This is a genomic window from Mucilaginibacter aquariorum (genome assembly GCF_024498135.1).
Classification (GTDB): Bacteria; Bacteroidota; Bacteroidia; order Sphingobacteriales; family Sphingobacteriaceae; genus Mucilaginibacter; species Mucilaginibacter aquariorum.
In genome coordinates this window covers 401,198-418,395 of record NZ_JANHOH010000002.1, presented here as the reverse complement: position 1 = coordinate 418,395, position 17,198 = coordinate 401,198, and the positions used below count along the sequence as shown (strand labels likewise).

Genomic DNA, 17,198 nt, shown 5'->3' with positions numbered 1-17,198 from the left:
GTTTAAATTGCATAGTTGGCATTTGTGATGTAAATATAATGATCTATTACCCGGGAGCTATGCATATTCGCAACATATCCTAAAGAGATTGCTTCGTACCTCGCAATGACGTGATGGAGAGATGTTATATCTTCTCCCACTTACCACTATCCAAACTGCGGTAAATAGCATCAATAACTTTCATATCCTTTAATCCCTCTTCGCCGGGCACGCGGCTTTGTTTTTTTAGATTAACACATGTGGCAAAATCATCCATCTGCGCAGTCTGTTGCCTAATATTGGGTATCTGCATGGGCTTGTCGTTTATTTTACCATCCAGTCCACCATAACCGTAGGCAGGTTCCAGTTCGAAGTTTCCTTTCTCGGCCTGGGCCCGTAAGTACCCCCAATCGTTGTTATAGCTGCTTTTACCCGTAACCTTTGCCCCACCGGGGAATTGCAGCTCCCAAAAAACAGTTTCGTCAACATCCTTAAATAATTCGGGACGGGTTTTTTCTTGAGTGGCTTTAACCGCAACAGGTTCCTGGCCCAATGTATAGCGTGCGCCTTGTATGGCGTAAATACCCATATCCATTAATCCACCGCCGCCAGCCAGGGCCTTCTTTAAGCGCCACGCGTTGGGGTCGCCGTTATAGGTAAACCCATTTCCGGTTTCCACTTTGGTTACCTTGCCAAAAACTTGTTTCTGCCCCAGGCGCATTACTTCCTGCGTGTGTGGTTCAAAATGCAGGCGGTAACCTATAGAAAGTAAACGATCAGCCTTTTTGCAAGCGTCTATCATTTCCCCGCATTCGATGGCGTTTAACGCCATCGGCTTTTCGCATATTACATGCTTACCGGCTTTAGCTGCCCTAATAGTATATTCTTTATGCATGGATACCGGCAGCACAACGTACACAATATCAATATCCTTATTATTGGCTATATCATCAAAAGTTTGATAGTTATAAATATTCTTTTGAGGGATGTTGTACTTTTTTGACCAATCTTCGGCTTTGGCGGGTGTACCGGTTACTATACCTGCCAGGTAACAGTTTTTGGTATGCTGCAAGGCCGGTGCCAGTTGCCCGCCGCTGTAGCCACCTAAGCCAACCAGGGCAATTCCTAACCGTTTATCAGCTTTAGTACAAGCCAATGATGATAAGGCCGAACCCAGCACCAATGCCCCGGCGCCTAATGAACCTGTACGTATAAAATCCCTGCGCGATGTTTTAATAGTTGGTTTCATGATGGTATATGTTAGGTGAATTAATTATTGCACAAATTTTATACCTATAATTAAGTTAAGAGAAAACACCCCGCTAAAACACCCCCACTAATCAAAACTTTCCTTATACTTTTTTATAGCTGCTAATATCGATTGCACTATATCGTTTTGTCCATCTGCCGAATTCAGATATTTCTCATCAGATGGGTTATTTATATAACCTGTTTCTATAAGCAGGCCCGGCATGCCGCTTTGCTGTAATACCAGTACCCCCTGTTCCCTCACGCCTAAACTCTTACGGCCATTATTTACTTTAAATTCGTGGTTTAACAGGTTGCCAAAGTGCACGCTCTGCTTCCGGTAGCGTTGCTGAAAAGCGGCCAGTACAATGGCATTAACCGCGGCATCTTCACCATAACCGCTGTATTTCTTTTTATAATCTTTTTCTATAAAGATAGATGCATTTTCGCGTATGGCCTCCAGTTGTTCCCCTTTGCGATGGTAACCGTAAACCAGCAATAATACGCCACGACTGGTACCTACGTTTTGGGGCGACGAATTACAATGTATAGATATGAACAGGTTGGCTTTATTATCGTTAGCGATATCGGCACGCCTGTGCAACTCAATAAATTTATCGGTACTGCGGGTCATGATCACGTCAACGCCGCTTACCTCGTTATTTATAGCAACTTTTAGTTTTTTGGCTATGCTAAGGGCAATTGTTTTTTCATTAGAGTAGGCGCCATGTGCCCCGGGGTCTTTACCGCCATGGCCGGGGTCGATCACTATTGTTTTAAACTTAAAGGAACGTTCTGGCAACTCCTTACGTGTAGTTTGGGATAATGCCGGGAAAGTGGCATGCATTAAAATTATAAAAACCGTATAATATAAGGTAGGTTTTAAGTGCCTTGATAACATAGCGCAAAGGTATACCGATTGTTCTGAAAACATAACATACTGATAATGTTTATATCCTGTTTTTTATTAACACACTTATCATATTACAATATCGGCCCTACAAAGTTGGCATCATTTTAAAAAAAACGTAACCTAAATACCGGCTTGCCCGTAATAATTCAAACCAAAACACTTGTCAAATAAATTGAATAAAGAGAGGGTAATTTATATGAACGATTTTTTCACTGCTTCTACAGCAACATTTTTTTACTTCCTGGTGGCAGGATCAGCTATTGTGTATCTGATACTTAAATTTGATAAACAGAACCGTAAAAAATTAAATAAGGTATTGGCCCAGGCACAGGATGTACAACCGCTGTATATGAAAAAAGCTGCCGAGTATAAATTGCAGACACTTAAAATGGCCTCCAACAACAAAAAGTAGGATTATAAAGCGCTAAACAAATAGGTGAATTGATTACCGATTAATGAAAGACGCAGCATTACCTTACCCGATTATGCAACAAGCTAAACAGCTTACGCTCATGACAGCGTAATTGTGGCTACCTCTTAAAGTTTAGATCCCATCCTTAGCATAAATCTCCTGTTAGGGCTTATATTTGACGTTTATCTTCAAACATGAGTCCCGACCAACAGCCCAACCATTTACAAATTGTTAGCACCGCCGATGGTTCAAACACCATTTATAACGCGTTGGTTGGCGAAAACTACCATTCGCGCCACGGGGCGTTGCAGGAAAGCCTGCACGTATTTGTTAAATCGGGACTGGAATATTTTTTAGACAATAGCCCCAACAATAACACATCTGTTTCGATACTTGAAGTTGGCTTTGGCACCGGCCTTAATTTTTTGCTTAGCGCCGATTTTTGCACCCAACAACAAATAAACCTGCAATATACCGGCATCGAGGCCTATCCGCTAACGGATGAAATGATAAGTAAAACCGGCTATAATCAATATGTACCCACCCCTATTTGGGAAAGCTTCCTGCAACATTATCTGGCTTCATTAGCGACATCGGTTCAACTGAACAACCATGTTCAGTTGCAAATAGCAGCAACCACGCTTGCCAGTTTTTCATCCCCGGTACAATATGATGTTATTTATTTTGACGCCTTCGCCGCAGTTCACCAACCCGAAATGTGGAGTGAAGAAGCCATTATCCATACCCTTAAGTTTTTAAAACCCGGCGGTGTGTTTGTAACTTATGCCATAACCGGCAACCTTAAACGCACAATTAAAGCATTAGGCCTAAAAGTACAGAAAGCCCCCGGCGCACCGGGCAAGCGGGAAATGCTAAGAGCTATTAGCAGTTTGTAGTGGGCAGTGGGCAGTGGGCAGTGGGCAGTGGGCAGTGGGCAAAATTACAAATTGCGTAACGCGAGCAGTAAACTAATAAAATATACAATTTAAGCAGCAAACTAAATACCTTTGCACTAACTAATAGCATATTATGCCACTAACTGCCCCCATTACTGCCGCTAACCCATCCGGAGCTTTTGAACGCCTGCTTACCATAATGGACGATCTGCGAATGAACTGCCCCTGGGATAAAAAACAAACGCTTGAAAGCCTTAGGCACCTTACCATCGAGGAAACATATGAGCTTTCTGATGCCATTTTAAGCGGGGATATGGATGAGATAAAAAAAGAGCTAGGTGATATTATGCTGCACCTGGTTTTTTACTCGCGTATAGCATCAGAAACCAACGACTTTAATATTACCGGTGTACTTAACGGCATTTGCGATAAACTGATAAATCGCCACCCGCATATTTATAGCGATACGGAAGTAAGCAATGAGGACGATGTGAAGCGCAACTGGGAACAGATCAAACTTAAAGAAGGTAATAAATCTGTTTTAGGCGGGGTGCCTGCTTCGTTACCGGCATTGGTAAAGGCTTCCCGTATACAGGAAAAAGCACGAGGAGTTGGTTTCGACTGGGATAACAAAGATCAGGTATGGGCCAAGGTGGAAGAAGAGTTACAGGAGTTTAAAGATGAATACAACGTTGCAGATGAAAGCACTATTGACCATGATAAAGCCGAAGGTGAATTTGGCGACCTGTTATTCTCATTAATAAACTACGCCCGCTTTATTAATATTAACCCCGAAGATGCACTTGAAAAAACTAACCGTAAATTCATTAAGCGTTTTCAGTACCTGGAAAGTAAAGCAAAGGAAAGTGGGAAACAACTGCATGATATGAATTTGGCAGAGATGGACGTATTTTGGGAAGAGGCAAAAAAGGTTTAATAATTATAGCTTTATTGTAGCGTTTGTAAATAATACACGTAACGTTAATGTAACACCAAATAATATGAAAAAAATTATTTACTTATTGCCGGTATTAGTTGCATTGGTATCAGGTTGCTTTAACAATAAAAATAGCATACCTGCGCCAGTTCCATCAGGTACTTTTACAGGCGAATTCAGGCGTATTTCAAAAGCAGCTGATCAGTCTATCGATACTTTAAAGGCAACTATAAAGGTTGTGATAGAACCGGGTATAGGATATCATGTTTTGGGCGATACTGCTACTGTGCACGCAGGTAGCAAAGGGCACTATGGCATCAATAATGGCAACGGAATACTGTTTGTAGACAGCACTTATTCGGCAACAAGCACCTCTACAAAAACCCATCTGCATGGGGAATATCTTTTTATTTATAACGGGAGTGTTTTTCAGATGGTTAGAAACAGCGGCGATACTTTAAGCCTGCAATATGATCTGAAAAAAAACTAATTTAATATTGTTTAAATACTTGCAAGTATTTTGGCCTGGCATAGCTATGAGTTGATTACTTGCCATTTATAAAAATATTACTGCACCTGTAGCGTTTCCGGTTCTTGGTACGTACTTAATAAATCAGCTTAAGCAGTGTTAACAATAATTAATGTATTTACATCACCGCATTACTGAAGATGAAATAGTCAGTAAGTGTAAATCGGGCAGCATAAAACACCAGGAATTACTATATAAACAGTTTTATGGCTATGCTATGGGTGTAAGTATGCGTTACAGCCTTAACGAAGATGATGCGTTAGAGGTTGTTAATGATGCTTTTATAAAAGTTTTTAATAACATAAATAATTATAACACAGATAAACCTTTTAGGGCTTGGCTCCGCACAATTGTTGTAAATACTGCTATTGACAGGCGCCGTAAAGAGTTAAAGCATCAAACCAATACTGATATTGAAGATGCATATGGTGTTGGCAGTAATGCAACTGCAATAGAGAGTTTAAATGCACAGGATATTTTAAAGCTAATGAAGCAATTGCCTCATATACAGCTTACAATTTTTAATATGTACGAAATAGATGGCTACAACCACGATGAGATCGCCAAAATATTAAATTTACCGGCAAGTTCATCAAGGGTTTATTTAAGCAGGGCTAAAGATAAATTAAGACATCTGTTAACAACCGAGACACGAAACCATGGATGAGCAGTTTGATAATAAACTAACTAACCACATCAGGGAGGTGTTTGACAACTACGAACACCCGGGTGCTGAGCATGGTTGGGAACAGCTAAGGAAGAAATTCCCGGCCGAAAAAAAGCACAATAAAGTTGCCTGGCTTTGGTGGAGCAGTGCGGCCGCCCTTATTTTAGTTTTTCTAAGTATTGCTTTGTGGTATAATAATCAGGATAAACCTGCCAATAATATCGCCTTAAAACCTGCTGTAAAACAACAGCCGGTAATAAAAGATACATCTGCTATAAATAGCACTTCGCCAATAAGTAAACAACAGCCCGTAATTGCTCAGAGCAACAAATCTGCAAGCAGCAAACCTTATGTTAGTCCTTACCTGCCATCAATTGGTATTGCCCCAACTGCTAAGAATGCTACAGGCATATCTGGCGAAAACCCTGTTCCTGTAGTTGTACAGCAGCCAACAGTTATTGCTACCCAGCCACCTGCAATTGCGCAAGCAAAGCAACCGGCAACAGTAACTGCTGTTCCTGCTGTAATTGATAGCCAAAAAGTAATTAATAACATTGCAAACCAGCCGCAGTTAGCAAATACAAACCAGCCTGCAGCAAACAGTACAGTGCAACCCGCAGTAACCGGTTCGGTAAATAGTATGGTTAAACAAAGGCCTGCCAAAACAATGGACGCGATGTTTGCAGAGGATAAATTACGCCAAACGGCTAAGAACAATAGTGCCGATAAGCAAGCTGATAAAAAGGTAAACTTTAGTGTTTATGCAGCTACCTATTTTAACTATGCCGAGGGCAGTACAAACCAAATAAACGCGGGTGCAGGTATTACTTCAGATTTTAGAATAAGCAGAAAATTAAAACTATCTACGGGTGTTGCGCTGGCACAAAACACTTTAAATTATAACACGGCAGCCCCCAGCGCTGCAAACAGTATGATGGCTGCTGCACCGGCTTTAAAGCAAGAAGCTTTATTTGCAACTACCGCTGTTTTACCGGTATTTAAAAATTATAATGCCAACCTGGTGGGGCTTGATATACCTATCAATATAAAATATGAATTTAACCCGCAAAAAAACGACACCTATATATCAGCAGGTTTAAGCTCGGGTACTTTTATTGATGAGAACTACACTTATAACTATACATATAGTAATGGTGCCTCATCCACTTCTAATGCCCAGGATCAGCAAACCTCGCACAATAGTTTTAACAATTTTTATTTTGCCAAAATGCTTAACTTATCATTTGGTGTAGGCTATCCCGTGGGTGGCAACAGGCTTATTGTTGAGCCATTTGTAAAATATCCGCTTGGTGGTTTGGGTGCACAGGATATCCGTTTTGGCGCGGGCGGTGTAAACCTTAAATTCAGCTTTAAAACTAAGAAGAAGTAAAGATTCTTTAGCAGATGTTCTGTCAACCCTGAATTATCAGGAACATACACAATGATTCTAAGGTTCTCGCTAATACGCTTATTCTATTATTTAAATCTGATAGCTTTTACGGGCGTTATCCGTGTAACCAGCATTGATGGGATTATCAATACCATTAAACAAACTACAAGCGTACCAATGTTTAAAAGGAGAACATCCATCCAAACAAATTTTATAGGCACAAAGGTCATGTAATATGATGCCTGGTCGAGTTTAAAGAAATGTGTATGCTGCTGAAAAAACCCCAGCCCAAGGCCCAAAGCATTGCCTAATAATAACCCTACCCCTATCAGGTAAGCAGCGTTATACAGGAATATTTTTTGGATGGCCCAATTACCTGCGCCCATTGCTTTAAAAATGCCTATCATAGCAGTGCGCTCCAATATCATTATCAGCAGGGCCGATATCATATTGATAACCGCTACCGCTATCATCAGCACCAGCATCACTATGGTGTTTACATCCAGCATGCCCAGCCATTCAAATATGGTTGGATAGTTTTCTAAAACTGTAGATGATTTTAACTTGATCGGTAATTTATCGTCAATGGCGTTGGCAGTAATATTTAGTTTATCAAACTGCTTTGTTCTAACTTCGTAACCACCAATCTCACCTTTTCTCCAATCGTTTAAACGTTTTATTAATGCCAGGTCGCCTATTACAAAGGTTTTATCCACCTCATCAACGCCAAGGTTAAATATGCCAACTATCTTCAATTTACGTTTACGCGGCGGCTCCTGTACAAAGTACATCAGCAAGTCGTCGCCTGCTTTTAGTTTTAAGCGGTTAGCCGTTAATTGCGATATCAATATCTGGTTTTGCACGTCGGTTGTATCGGTGTAATTGATAACCGTACCGGCTACAAGGGCCTTTTTAATATAATCCCAGTTATAGGTTTTATCTACGCCCTTAAGTACTACGCCCTCAATTTCGTTATTAGCTTTAATAATGCCCGGCTTTGTGGCGTATGGGTAAACAGCATCTACAAGGCTAACCGATTTAATATTTTTTACCACATCGGCACTATCAACAAAGGAAGATTTCTCGTATGAGGCATTGTTATCCAGCTTAACAATTTGGATATCGCCGGCAAAGCCCCTAACCTTTTCCTGTATTTCTTGTTTAAACCCTTTAATAACGGCTAATGAAAGTATCATTACGCCAAGGCCCAGCATAATACCAATAATGGCTATGCGCACAATTAACTTTGAAAACGTACGCTTCGACTTAAATGTAATGCGACTTGATATAAACCTGGCGAAATTCAATGCAGAATGATTTTTGTACCTTCGCAAAGATGCGTTTTTACACTTAAACATACTGCTTTTAAATTTGCCTTAACATCAAAAACTTATGACCGGCATCAAACTATACACTCCCATATTAGCGCTAAGCCTGCTTTTTTTAAAGTGCGACGACTTTGCGCAATCACCAAAAGCTGCCCCAAAAACGGCTAAAACTGTAGCAGTAAAAAAGATAATTGCCCCCATACTGCCTGCCGCCGACAGGCTGGACGCTTACCTGGATTATCTTAAAGGGCGTAAAATTGGCATGCTGATAAATCAAACATCTATTATAGGCAGCAATAAAAAGCCATTGGTTGATAGCCTGTTGAAACTTGGTGTAGACATTAAAAAGATCTACGGCCCTGAGCATGGTTTTAGGGGCAATGCCAGCGATGGCGCTGCAATTGACAATGCTACCGACCCGGTTACAGGCTTACCTGCCATATCGCTTTACGGAAAACACTTTAAGCCCACACCTGCCGATCTTAAAGGCATTGACCTGATGATATTTGATGTACAGGATGTTGGCACAAGATTTTACACCTACATATCTACCCTGCATTATGTAATGGAAGCCTGCGCCGAAAATAATATTGAACTGATGATACTGGACAGGCCAAACCCCAACGGCGTTTATGTAGATGGCCCAATACTGGACACGGCAGGCTTCCGCTCTTTTGTGGGGATGCACCCCATCCCGGTTTTACACGGAATGACCATTGCCGAATATGCCCAGATGATAAACGGCGAAGGCTGGTTAAAAAACAAAGCGAAGTGTAAACTAAAGATAGTCAAGGTTGCCAATTACGAGCGTAATATGGATTACATTTTACCAGTCAGCCCCTCGCCAAACTTAAATACGGCGCAATCTATAGTGCTGTACCCGCATATCTGCTTTTTTGAAGGGACAAAACTGAGCCTCGGGCGCGGGACATTATTCCCCTTCCAGGTAGTTGGCAGCCCCCTTTTAAAGGACAAATACGAGTTCTGTTTTAAACCGGTAAGTATTCCGGGCATGAGCGATAACCCGCCGCTAAAAGATACTGTTTGCTACGGCCTCGATCTTAAAAATTACAATATGCAAACTATCCGCAGCAGCGGAAAACTTAATTTAGCCTGGGTAATTGATATGTACAAAATATACCCGGACAAGGCCCATTTTTTTATACCATACTTTAAAAGACTGGCTGGCAACGATGAGTTAAGGAAACAAATTATTGCCGGTAAAACCGAAGCCGAGATCCGCCAAAGCTGGGAACCCGGTTTAACAAAGTTTAAGGCTATGCGGGCTAAGTACCTGCTGTACAATTAATACTATCTATCTAAAAACATAAAAACCCGAGCGCGCAAAATGAGAATTATATTTATGGGTACCCCGCAGTTTGCCGTAGCATCATTAGATGCTTTGATAAAGGCAGGCTGCGATATTGTTGCCGTGGTAACCGCACCTGATAAACCGGCTGGCCGTGGGCAAAAGGTGAACCAGTCTGCCGTGAAGCAATACGCCGATGCCAACGGTATAAAAGTATTACAACCCGAAAAACTAAAAAATCCCGAATTTATACAGGAACTGGAAGCCCTGCAGGCCGACTTACAAGTGGTAGTGGCTTTCCGCATGCTGCCCGAGGTAGTTTGGAACATGCCGCCAAAGGGGACCATAAACCTGCATGCCTCATTACTGCCACAATACCGTGGTGCAGCCCCCATTAACTGGGCTATAATTAACGGTGAAAAAGAAAGCGGTGTAACAACCTTCTTTTTAAAACATGATATTGATACCGGTGATATTCTGTTCACCGAAAAAGTAACCCTAACCGGCACCGAAACTGCCGGCGACCTGCACGACCGCCTGATGAATAAAGGCGCAGGCCTGCTGGTAAAAACCGTAAAGGGAATAGAAAGCGGCCGCTATAACGAGCACCCGCAAGAACAATTAGCCGAAGGCATAGAACTTAAACACGCACCAAAGATCTTCAAAACAGATTGCCTGGTAGATTTTAACCAACCCGTTGAGCAGGTTTATAACTTGATACGTGGGTTGAGTCCCTCGCCCACCGCTTATACATTATTGAACGATAAAGTGCTTAAGATATACAATGCCAATTATGAGCATGGCGAACCAGGCATAGCTGCGGGCGGTTTTATAACCAACAATAAAACGCATTTAAAATTTGCCGCCAAAGATGGTTTTATCAGCGTAACCGATGTACAATTGGAAGGAAAAAAACGCATGGGAATAGAGGAGTTTTTAAGAGGGGTTAAATTGTAGTAATCAATAACCCGTGTCATTTCGAACGAGCGAAGGGCGGGGTTCGTGGAATGGTGTGAGGAGAAATCATTTACGCCGTACATCGGATATGCAAAGCTGTAATGTCTGTAGCAAAAGATTTCTCCTCGTACCTCGTTCGAAATGACATGGTGAGATTAGTAATCCCTCTCCCCTACAATTTATTTAACTCATCCATCAACGCCTTACTAATGCGGTTAAAATAGCGTTTTACGCCATAACCCATAACCCATTGTATGCCTTTGGTAGCATTGGTTAAAAACACCTCGTCGGCTGCGTTTAATATCTCGGGATTAATCTGGGCTTCGGTTATGGGGATATTATTGTCGAGCGCAAGTTGTATCACCACCCGGCGCATCACGCCTTCTACACAGCCTTCGCTTAATGCCGGGGTGTATAAGTGGTTTTGATACCATACAAATATGTTGGAGCTATTCGCCTCGCACAAAAACCTGTTTTGGTTTATCAGGAATACATCATCCAGCTTATTTTGCTGTTTGTAGATCCCCGCCATTACATAAACAAGCGAGTTGCAGGTTTTGATATTAGATAACCAGTTTAACGGTTTAGGCAGTTCGGTATAAACATCCATGATAAGGCCACGCTCGTTCAGGAAATAGCGGGGCTCATCAAGTGGCTGTATCTCCAGGCAGTAGGCCATTTTGTTTTGCGTAGGCGCGTACAAACCTTCTGCATCGCGGTAAACAGTAAGGCGCAGGCGCCCGTGTTTTATTTTGTTGCGGCGTGCAAGCTCTTCTACCTTCTCCTTCAAAAACCAGCTATCGGCCTGCGAGTAACCGTCTATCTTCAGGGCCTTCATTCCTTTTTGCAGGCGCTCGGCATGCAGTTCGGGGAATTTTAACTTTCCCTTCATTAACCGCATACTCTCAAACAAGCCATCGCCATACTTAAAAGCCCGATTGGCAACAGTAAGCAGTATACTGTCTGCAGGCAATATTTCTCCGTTAAAATTTATATAAACAGGCGGCATTTAATGTACTGATTTTTGGTGCGCAAATTTGCAGATTTCAAATGATTAATATCAGTGCTATTAACGGGATTATTGCAATTTAGATTGCATAAATTTTATTTAATCTTCTCCCGCCTGCGTATCTGCAGATGTATTGGCATTGGTATACTTTTTCCACTTCTCTAAAACCCCTTTAAAATCGGCAGGCAATGGTGTTTCAAAGTATATATCCTTTTTTAAGGACGGATGCAAAAAACCAAGCGATTGTGCATGCAGTGCCTGGCGGGGCATTATTTCAAAACAATTTTCAACAAACTGGCGATACTTACTAAACACCGTGCCTTTTAAAATTTTATCGCCACCGTACATGGCATCGCTAAATAAAGGGTGACCTATATGCTTCATGTGTGCACGGATCTGGTGGGTACGGCCGGTTTCCAGTTTACATTCTATCAGGGTTACATAACCCATGCGCTCTAACACTTTGTAATGCGTTACAGCCCACTTACCCTTCTCCGGGTCGTCATATATCGACATCACTCGTCTATCGTTTACACTGCGGCCTATGTAGCCGCTAACGGTCCCATCCTGCTCTATATCGCCCCAGGCAAGCGCTAAATACTTACGGTTAATGGTATGGTCGTAAAACTGCTTGGCCAGGTAGTTCATGCTACGCTCGTTTTTGCTAATGAGCAATAAGCCCGAGGTATCTTTATCAATACGGTGTACCAATCCCGGTCGGCCATCATTACCGGGCAGGGTTGGCAATTGCTGAAAATGGTAAACCAACGCGTTCACCAGTGTACCGGTATAATTATTATAACCCGGATGCACTACCATACCGGCGGGTTTATTTACAATCAACACATCGTTATCTTCATAAACAATATCAATCGGAATATTTTCCGGATAAACCTCGGTATCGCGTGGCGGATGCGGCAGCACTACCGATATTACATCCTGTGGTTTAACCCGGTAACTGGCTTTTATTACCTTATCATTAACCAGTACATTACCGGCGTCAATTGCGTTCTGGATACGGTTACGTGATGCATTCTCGACACGGTGCATCAAAAATTTATCAATACGCAATAGCGACTGGCCTTTATCAACAACAACACGCAAGTGTTCAAATAAATCCTGTTCGTCGTTTTCAATTATTGCAGTATCATCAATCATGGGGCAAAAGTAACAAAAAAGCACTTACGCTTTGAGTGGGGCATGATTGCATGCGTTTAGTTTACTCACCCGGTCTTTGCTTCTCCCTACCACCCTCTCTTTGCTGCGGGTAAAGAGGGTTTGAGTTATATTTTTCCTTTACCCTCTTTCCGCTTGCGGAGAGAGGTCGACCAGCACAGCGTAGTCGGGTTGAGTTAAATAACCGGTTGGTATATTCCCGTTCAATAATTTTATAAGTTTGCTAAGTGAATATCAGCCTTGAAATATATAGCCCCGTTCAGCAGATAAATAATAAGCTGTTTGATGATAAAGGGCTGCAGGTATTTATAAAGCGCGATGACCTGATACATCCCGTTATATCGGGCAATAAATGGCGTAAACTTAAATATGTGCTGCAGCAGGCACAAGCGCAAAACAAAACCCACCTGGTAACCTTTGGCGGGGCGTACTCTAATCACTTACTGGCAACGGCCGCGGCGGCAGCTAAATTTGGCTTTAAAGCAACCGGCATTGTGCGTGGCGAAGAAATGCAGAACGACACCCTGTTTCTTTGCAAACTGCATGGTATGCAGCTAATATTTACCGACAGGGAAAGCTATCGCGATAAGCAAGCCCTGTTCAATAAGTTTTTTGCTGACGATGAGCGAGCCTTTTTTATTGACGAGGGTGGTGCATCGCCCGAAGGTGCTAAAGGCGTAAGCGAACTGGTAGACGAGCTCACTGATAGTTATCACCATATCTTCTGTGCCTGCGGAACCGGGACCACCGCGGCAGGTATCATCCATGGCATTACAACCCATAGCCTATCCACACAATTTAATGCCATACCGGTATTAAAAAATGGCGCGTTTATGAAGGCCGAAATAGACCGTTTCTTAACCGCCCCTGCAGATTACGTTTTGCATACCGATTATCATTTCGGTGGATACGGCAAAACCACTCCTCAGCTCATCCAATTCATCAAACAATTTGTAGCGGATACCGGCATACTGATAGAACCTATTTACACAGGCAAAATGTTATACGCTTTATATGATTTGGCAGCTAAAGATCACTTTGCACCGGGCAGCAAAATACTTGCTATCCATAGCGGTGGCATTTGGGGTTTACTGGGGATGAAAGAAAAATTTTGACCGGGATTCAGCAGATTTATAGGATTGACAGGATTTCTTTTTTCCTCCCCCGTCGGCAAAACAGCTTCGGGCGAAAACGGGCAGAACGATGGTGGCCTTGAGCGTGGCAAGGGCATAGGAAATTTTGCTGAAGCTGGGGCAATGAGCGAACGCAGCGGGGCAAAAGATTCCAGCCCGTGGTTCTGCCCGGTTTGCGGGGCAAAGGCCAGGTGCGGCAGAGAAGCCTTTTTGCCAACTTGATTTTTTGCTTCTTTTTCATCAAGGAAAAAGAAGAAGCTTTCCGCGGCGATTGAGCGGGCCAATGTTACCGTACACCGAGTATGAGAGATGACGAAATGGTTAAATGGTTAAATGTGTCGCCGACCAGTCCTAAAGAGATTACTTCGTACCAATGACGCATTTTTCAGGGTTAAATTTCCAACTTTCTTATCAACCACAACAAAAAATATCGCATACTGAAAGGCGCTTTAGTCCAAAAAATAGGTTTAGTTCATTTAAAGTTACTTTTTCGCTATTCGGTATAAAAACCTTTAAATCATTGTTATTTAGGGCATTTTGTTAGATTTGTATTAAACAATTATAACCTTTATGTACCAATTGCAAGTAACCCCACAGAACGTTCAGGCTGCATTAAGTAAGCATATTTTGGCCGATGGTTTCGACCTTACCTTTGACATGGAAAAAAGCCAGGGCGTTCATATTTATGATGCTAAGAACAACCGTACCCTACTGGATTTTTTCACCTGTTTTGCATCTGTGCCCTTAGGTTATAATCACCCCAAAATGCTGAATGATGAGGGCTTTAAAAAAAGCTTGATGCTTGCGGCGTTAACCAACCCTTCTAACTCTGACATTTACACCGAACAATACGCCCAATTTGTAGAAACATTTGGCCGTGTAGGCATACCCGATTATTTGCCACACGCTTTCTTTATTGCAGGCGGGTCATTAGCCATTGAGAACGCCCTAAAAGTTGCTATGGACTGGAAGGTACAGAAAAACTTTGCTAAAGGTATTACCACCGAAAAAGGTTTTAAGGTGATCCATTTCGAAAATGCCTTTCATGGCCGCTCGGGTTATACATTAAGCCTTACCAATACCCAGCCTGTTAAAACCAAATGGTTTGCCAAGTTTGACTGGCCAAGAGTATCCTTACCAGAAATACATTTCCCACTCACAGATAACAACCTTGATGACCTGCTGGCTCGTGAAGCAAAATCAATAGCGCAGATAAAACAAGCGTTTGCTGATAATAAGGACGATATCTGTGCCATTATTATTGAACCTGTACTATCTGAAGGTGGCGATAAGCATGTACGCCAGGAGTTTTTAGAACAATTAAGGCAACTGGCAGATGAGAATGAAGCCATGTTAATATATGATGAGGTGCAAACCGGCGTAGGCCTTAGCGGTAAATTTTGGCTGCACCAGCACTTTGGCGAAAACGCCCGCCCGGATATACTGGCTTTCGGTAAGAAAATGCAGGTATGCGGAATTTTGGCCGGCAAAAAGGTTGATGAAATAGAAGGCAATGTTTTCAACGTATCATCGCGCATAAACTCTACCTGGGGTGGTAGTTTGGTTGACATGGTACGCTCGTCAAAGATCATGGAGATTATTGAAGAAGATAACCTGTGTGATAAAGCTGCCCAAACGGGCGAGTACCTGCAAACCAGTTTAAAAAATATTGCAGCTAAAAATAATATCATAAGCAATGTGCGCGGTAAGGGCTTGTTAACCGCATTTGATTTTCCGGATAAAACCATCCGCGATAACTTTATTAACTATGGATTGGAAAATAATATCATGTATTTGGGATGCGGTGATCGCAGTATCCGCTTCAGGCCGGCACTCATTATCGAAAACAAACATATTGATGAGGGTATGAATATGCTTGAAACAATACTCCCACAACTATAATAAAAATGTAATAATATCCATAAAAGCACCTGTTTTACAGCAAACAGGTGCTTTTTTTATTTATCTAATACTATAATTGAATTATCACGGTTAATATAATATTATTTAACTAAGTGTAACTACTACGCACTCAATACGTATACATCATACATCTTATCAATATAGAGGATACTTAAACATAATGAACAGACAAATTGAAAAATTAAAAAAACAGCTTACAGAGATTGCCGAGGTTGTTAATTCTTTCCAGTCTGAAGCTGTACAGGTACGAGTTGTTGACAGACTTTTGGACGAGATAATGGAAGTAGAGAGGGTTGATACGGCCGAAGGATCTGAAATTTTCAACAATAGAAACCGAAAACTAAGAGTCGCAAATGATGCCGAATACTACCAAACACAGGGCCGTAAAAAACCCGGCGCTACAAAGGTGTTAAACCAACTATTATTAAGCGATTATTTTAAAACACCACATTCTATCTCTTCCATTGCAAGTTATTGCAAGGAAAAGTTTGATTCTGAATTTAAAACATCAGAATTATCTGGTATACTGCTAAAGCTTGCCAAAGAAAACAAACTTAAAAGGGAAAGAAGCATCGAGAATAACCGCTTCGAGTACGTAGTGATTTAGTATAAACAATAAAGGCCGTCCAACATGAACGGCCTTTATTGTTATATCCTGACTGCTCACTATCTCAGATCAAACAAGTTGTCAACGCCTAATATCTTTACCGAGGTAAAGCCTTCGGCGTATTTAACGTTGATACTTTTGCCAAATTCGCGGCCGCGGCCTTGTATCTGCTCTATAAAATCGGGCGATGAAATGTAGGTTTGAGGCTCGTCCTCGTTCCATTCGGGGTTATGAAACTGCGACCCATACGCATAAATACTTTCTATCTTTTTATCCCAATATTCCGTTACATCTACCAATATATCGGGCTCAATGTATCTATCCTGTATAAAATGCAATATCTGTTTTGGCCTCCACGCTTCCTGCAATTCACCATTATCCCATGTTTCTATACGGCGTAATCCTGATAAAAATGCAGATGCTTCTACCAGTTCATTAGCCCGGCCATGATCCGGGTGGCGGTCATGATAGGCATTGGTGATAACTATTTCGGGCTGATATTTGCGTATGGCCTCAACTATTTTTAACTGGTATTCTTTAGTATTGGTAAAGAAACCATCGGGCAAGCCAAGGTTTTCGCGAACCGTTAACCCTAAAATTTCAGCAGCTTTAGCAGCTTCCTGATCGCGTATTTCGGCGGTACCGCGTGTGCCAAGTTCGCCACGGGTAAGGTCTGCAATGCCTACTTTGTGGCCAAGTTGTATGTGTTTTAATATGGTACCTGCACAGCCCAGTTCAGCGTCATCGGGGTGTACGGGTAAAACTAAAATATCTAATTTAAGCAT

At 42.0% G+C, this 17,198-nt stretch carries 18 protein-coding genes; 12 read left to right on the top strand and 6 right to left on the bottom strand.

Annotated elements, in window-relative coordinates; all coding sequences use genetic code 11:
• Positions 1-124 precede the first annotated feature (124 nt).
• The gene (locus NPE20_RS12870; protein WP_256539066.1) at positions 125-1,228 is read right to left on the bottom strand and encodes a Gfo/Idh/MocA family oxidoreductase; all 1,104 of its coding nucleotides are present in this window, start codon (positions 1,226-1,228) and stop codon (positions 125-127) included.
• 87 nt (positions 1,229-1,315) lie between these two features.
• A complete protein-coding gene (locus NPE20_RS12865; protein WP_256539065.1) occupies positions 1,316-2,161 on the bottom strand; it encodes an N-acetylmuramoyl-L-alanine amidase family protein in 846 nt (281 codons plus the stop codon).
• A 175-nt stretch (positions 2,162-2,336) separates the two neighbouring features.
• On the opposite strand from NPE20_RS12865, the gene NPE20_RS12860 reads away from it, so the two are divergent.
• The 6 genes from NPE20_RS12860 (at position 2,337) to NPE20_RS12835 (ending at position 6,971) form a co-directional block, all read left to right on the top strand.
• The gene (locus NPE20_RS12860) at positions 2,337-2,552 is read left to right on the top strand and encodes a hypothetical protein (RefSeq protein WP_256539064.1); all 216 of its coding nucleotides are present in this window, start codon (positions 2,337-2,339) and stop codon (positions 2,550-2,552) included.
• Positions 2,553-2,746: 194 nt separating this feature from the next.
• Complete coding sequence (mnmC2, locus tag NPE20_RS12855) at positions 2,747-3,448, top strand: tRNA (5-methylaminomethyl-2-thiouridine)(34)-methyltransferase MnmC2 (RefSeq protein ID WP_256539063.1); 702 nt, start codon at positions 2,747-2,749, stop codon at positions 3,446-3,448.
• A 133-nt stretch (positions 3,449-3,581) separates the two neighbouring features.
• Positions 3,582-4,385 carry a nucleoside triphosphate pyrophosphohydrolase gene (gene mazG, locus NPE20_RS12850; protein WP_256539062.1) on the top strand — a complete coding sequence of 268 codons (804 nt, stop codon included), beginning with the start codon at positions 3,582-3,584 and terminating at the stop codon, positions 4,383-4,385.
• Between the two features lie 64 nt (positions 4,386-4,449).
• Positions 4,450-4,875 (top strand): hypothetical protein, encoded by a 426-nt coding sequence (locus NPE20_RS12845; protein WP_256539061.1) that lies wholly within the window; start codon positions 4,450-4,452, stop codon positions 4,873-4,875.
• 151 nt (positions 4,876-5,026) lie between these two features.
• Complete coding sequence (locus tag NPE20_RS12840; protein ID WP_256539060.1) at positions 5,027-5,581, top strand: RNA polymerase sigma factor; 555 nt, start codon at positions 5,027-5,029, stop codon at positions 5,579-5,581.
• Positions 5,574-6,971 carry an outer membrane beta-barrel protein gene (locus NPE20_RS12835; protein ID WP_256539059.1) on the top strand — a complete coding sequence of 466 codons (1,398 nt, stop codon included), beginning with the start codon at positions 5,574-5,576 and terminating at the stop codon, positions 6,969-6,971. Before NPE20_RS12840 ends, NPE20_RS12835 begins: the two co-directional genes overlap by 8 nt.
• Positions 6,972-7,057: 86 nt before the next feature.
• Here NPE20_RS12835 and NPE20_RS12830 read toward each other — a convergent pair whose 3' ends face one another.
• Entirely contained in the window at positions 7,058-8,278 is a 1,221-nt protein-coding gene (locus NPE20_RS12830; RefSeq protein ID WP_256539485.1) for an ABC transporter permease, read from the bottom strand.
• Between the two features lie 85 nt (positions 8,279-8,363).
• Between NPE20_RS12830 and NPE20_RS12825 the strand changes: the two genes are divergently transcribed.
• Together NPE20_RS12825 and fmt are read left to right on the top strand one after the other, a co-directional pair.
• Positions 8,364-9,608: an exo-beta-N-acetylmuramidase NamZ family protein gene (locus NPE20_RS12825; protein ID WP_256539058.1), complete on the top strand. Its 1,245-nt coding sequence runs from the start codon at positions 8,364-8,366 to the stop codon at positions 9,606-9,608.
• A 39-nt stretch (positions 9,609-9,647) separates the two neighbouring features.
• Complete coding sequence (fmt, locus tag NPE20_RS12820) at positions 9,648-10,565, top strand: methionyl-tRNA formyltransferase (protein WP_256539057.1); 918 nt, start codon at positions 9,648-9,650, stop codon at positions 10,563-10,565.
• Between the two features lie 172 nt (positions 10,566-10,737).
• Here the strand turns inward: fmt and NPE20_RS12815 are convergent, their stop codons facing one another.
• Positions 10,738-11,574, bottom strand: coding sequence for an aminotransferase class IV (locus NPE20_RS12815; protein ID WP_256539056.1), 837 nt, complete (start codon positions 11,572-11,574; stop codon positions 10,738-10,740).
• A gap of 99 nt (positions 11,575-11,673) precedes the next feature.
• A complete protein-coding gene (locus NPE20_RS12810) occupies positions 11,674-12,732 on the bottom strand; it encodes an RluA family pseudouridine synthase (RefSeq protein ID WP_256539055.1) in 1,059 nt (352 codons plus the stop codon).
• Between the two features lie 245 nt (positions 12,733-12,977).
• On the opposite strand from NPE20_RS12810, the gene NPE20_RS12805 reads away from it, so the two are divergent.
• The 4 genes from NPE20_RS12805 to NPE20_RS12790 all read left to right on the top strand — a co-directional run bounded on the left by NPE20_RS12805 (position 12,978) and on the right by NPE20_RS12790 (position 16,413).
• Complete coding sequence (locus NPE20_RS12805; protein ID WP_354003245.1) at positions 12,978-13,865, top strand: 1-aminocyclopropane-1-carboxylate deaminase/D-cysteine desulfhydrase; 888 nt, start codon at positions 12,978-12,980, stop codon at positions 13,863-13,865.
• A 24-nt stretch (positions 13,866-13,889) separates the two neighbouring features.
• Positions 13,890-14,105 carry a hypothetical protein gene (locus NPE20_RS12800; protein WP_256539054.1) on the top strand — a complete coding sequence of 72 codons (216 nt, stop codon included), beginning with the start codon at positions 13,890-13,892 and terminating at the stop codon, positions 14,103-14,105.
• Between the two features lie 348 nt (positions 14,106-14,453).
• On the top strand, positions 14,454-15,785 hold the full coding sequence (lat, locus tag NPE20_RS12795; RefSeq protein ID WP_256539053.1) for an L-lysine 6-transaminase: 1,332 nt from the start codon (positions 14,454-14,456) through the stop codon (positions 15,783-15,785).
• Positions 15,786-15,966: 181 nt separating this feature from the next.
• Positions 15,967-16,413 carry a hypothetical protein gene (locus NPE20_RS12790; RefSeq protein WP_256539052.1) on the top strand — a complete coding sequence of 149 codons (447 nt, stop codon included), beginning with the start codon at positions 15,967-15,969 and terminating at the stop codon, positions 16,411-16,413.
• A 59-nt stretch (positions 16,414-16,472) separates the two neighbouring features.
• Here NPE20_RS12790 and bshB1 read toward each other — a convergent pair whose 3' ends face one another.
• Entirely contained in the window at positions 16,473-17,198 is a 726-nt protein-coding gene (gene bshB1 / locus NPE20_RS12785; protein WP_256539051.1) for a bacillithiol biosynthesis deacetylase BshB1, read from the bottom strand.

Coding starts and splice junctions, on each gene's coding strand:
- NPE20_RS12870 (WP_256539066.1), bottom strand. CDS start 1,228: ATGAAACCAACTATTAAAACATCGCGCAGGGATTTTATACGTACAGGT.
- NPE20_RS12865 (WP_256539065.1), bottom strand. CDS start 2,161: ATGTTTTCAGAACAATCGGTATACCTTTGCGCTATGTTATCAAGGCAC.
- NPE20_RS12860 (WP_256539064.1), top strand. CDS start 2,337: ATGAACGATTTTTTCACTGCTTCTACAGCAACATTTTTTTACTTCCTG.
- mnmC2 (WP_256539063.1), top strand. CDS start 2,747: ATGAGTCCCGACCAACAGCCCAACCATTTACAAATTGTTAGCACCGCC.
- mazG (WP_256539062.1), top strand. CDS start 3,582: ATGCCACTAACTGCCCCCATTACTGCCGCTAACCCATCCGGAGCTTTT.
- NPE20_RS12845 (WP_256539061.1), top strand. CDS start 4,450: ATGAAAAAAATTATTTACTTATTGCCGGTATTAGTTGCATTGGTATCA.
- NPE20_RS12840 (WP_256539060.1), top strand. CDS start 5,027: ATGTATTTACATCACCGCATTACTGAAGATGAAATAGTCAGTAAGTGT.
- NPE20_RS12835 (WP_256539059.1), top strand. CDS start 5,574: ATGGATGAGCAGTTTGATAATAAACTAACTAACCACATCAGGGAGGTG.
- NPE20_RS12825 (WP_256539058.1), top strand. CDS start 8,364: ATGACCGGCATCAAACTATACACTCCCATATTAGCGCTAAGCCTGCTT.
- fmt (WP_256539057.1), top strand. CDS start 9,648: ATGAGAATTATATTTATGGGTACCCCGCAGTTTGCCGTAGCATCATTA.
- NPE20_RS12815 (WP_256539056.1), bottom strand. CDS start 11,574: ATGCCGCCTGTTTATATAAATTTTAACGGAGAAATATTGCCTGCAGAC.
- NPE20_RS12810 (WP_256539055.1), bottom strand. CDS start 12,732: ATGATTGATGATACTGCAATAATTGAAAACGACGAACAGGATTTATTT.
- lat (WP_256539053.1), top strand. CDS start 14,454: ATGTACCAATTGCAAGTAACCCCACAGAACGTTCAGGCTGCATTAAGT.
- NPE20_RS12790 (WP_256539052.1), top strand. CDS start 15,967: ATGAACAGACAAATTGAAAAATTAAAAAAACAGCTTACAGAGATTGCC.
- bshB1 (WP_256539051.1), bottom strand. CDS start 17,198: ATGCTTAAATTAGATATTTTAGTTTTACCCGTACACCCCGATGACGCT.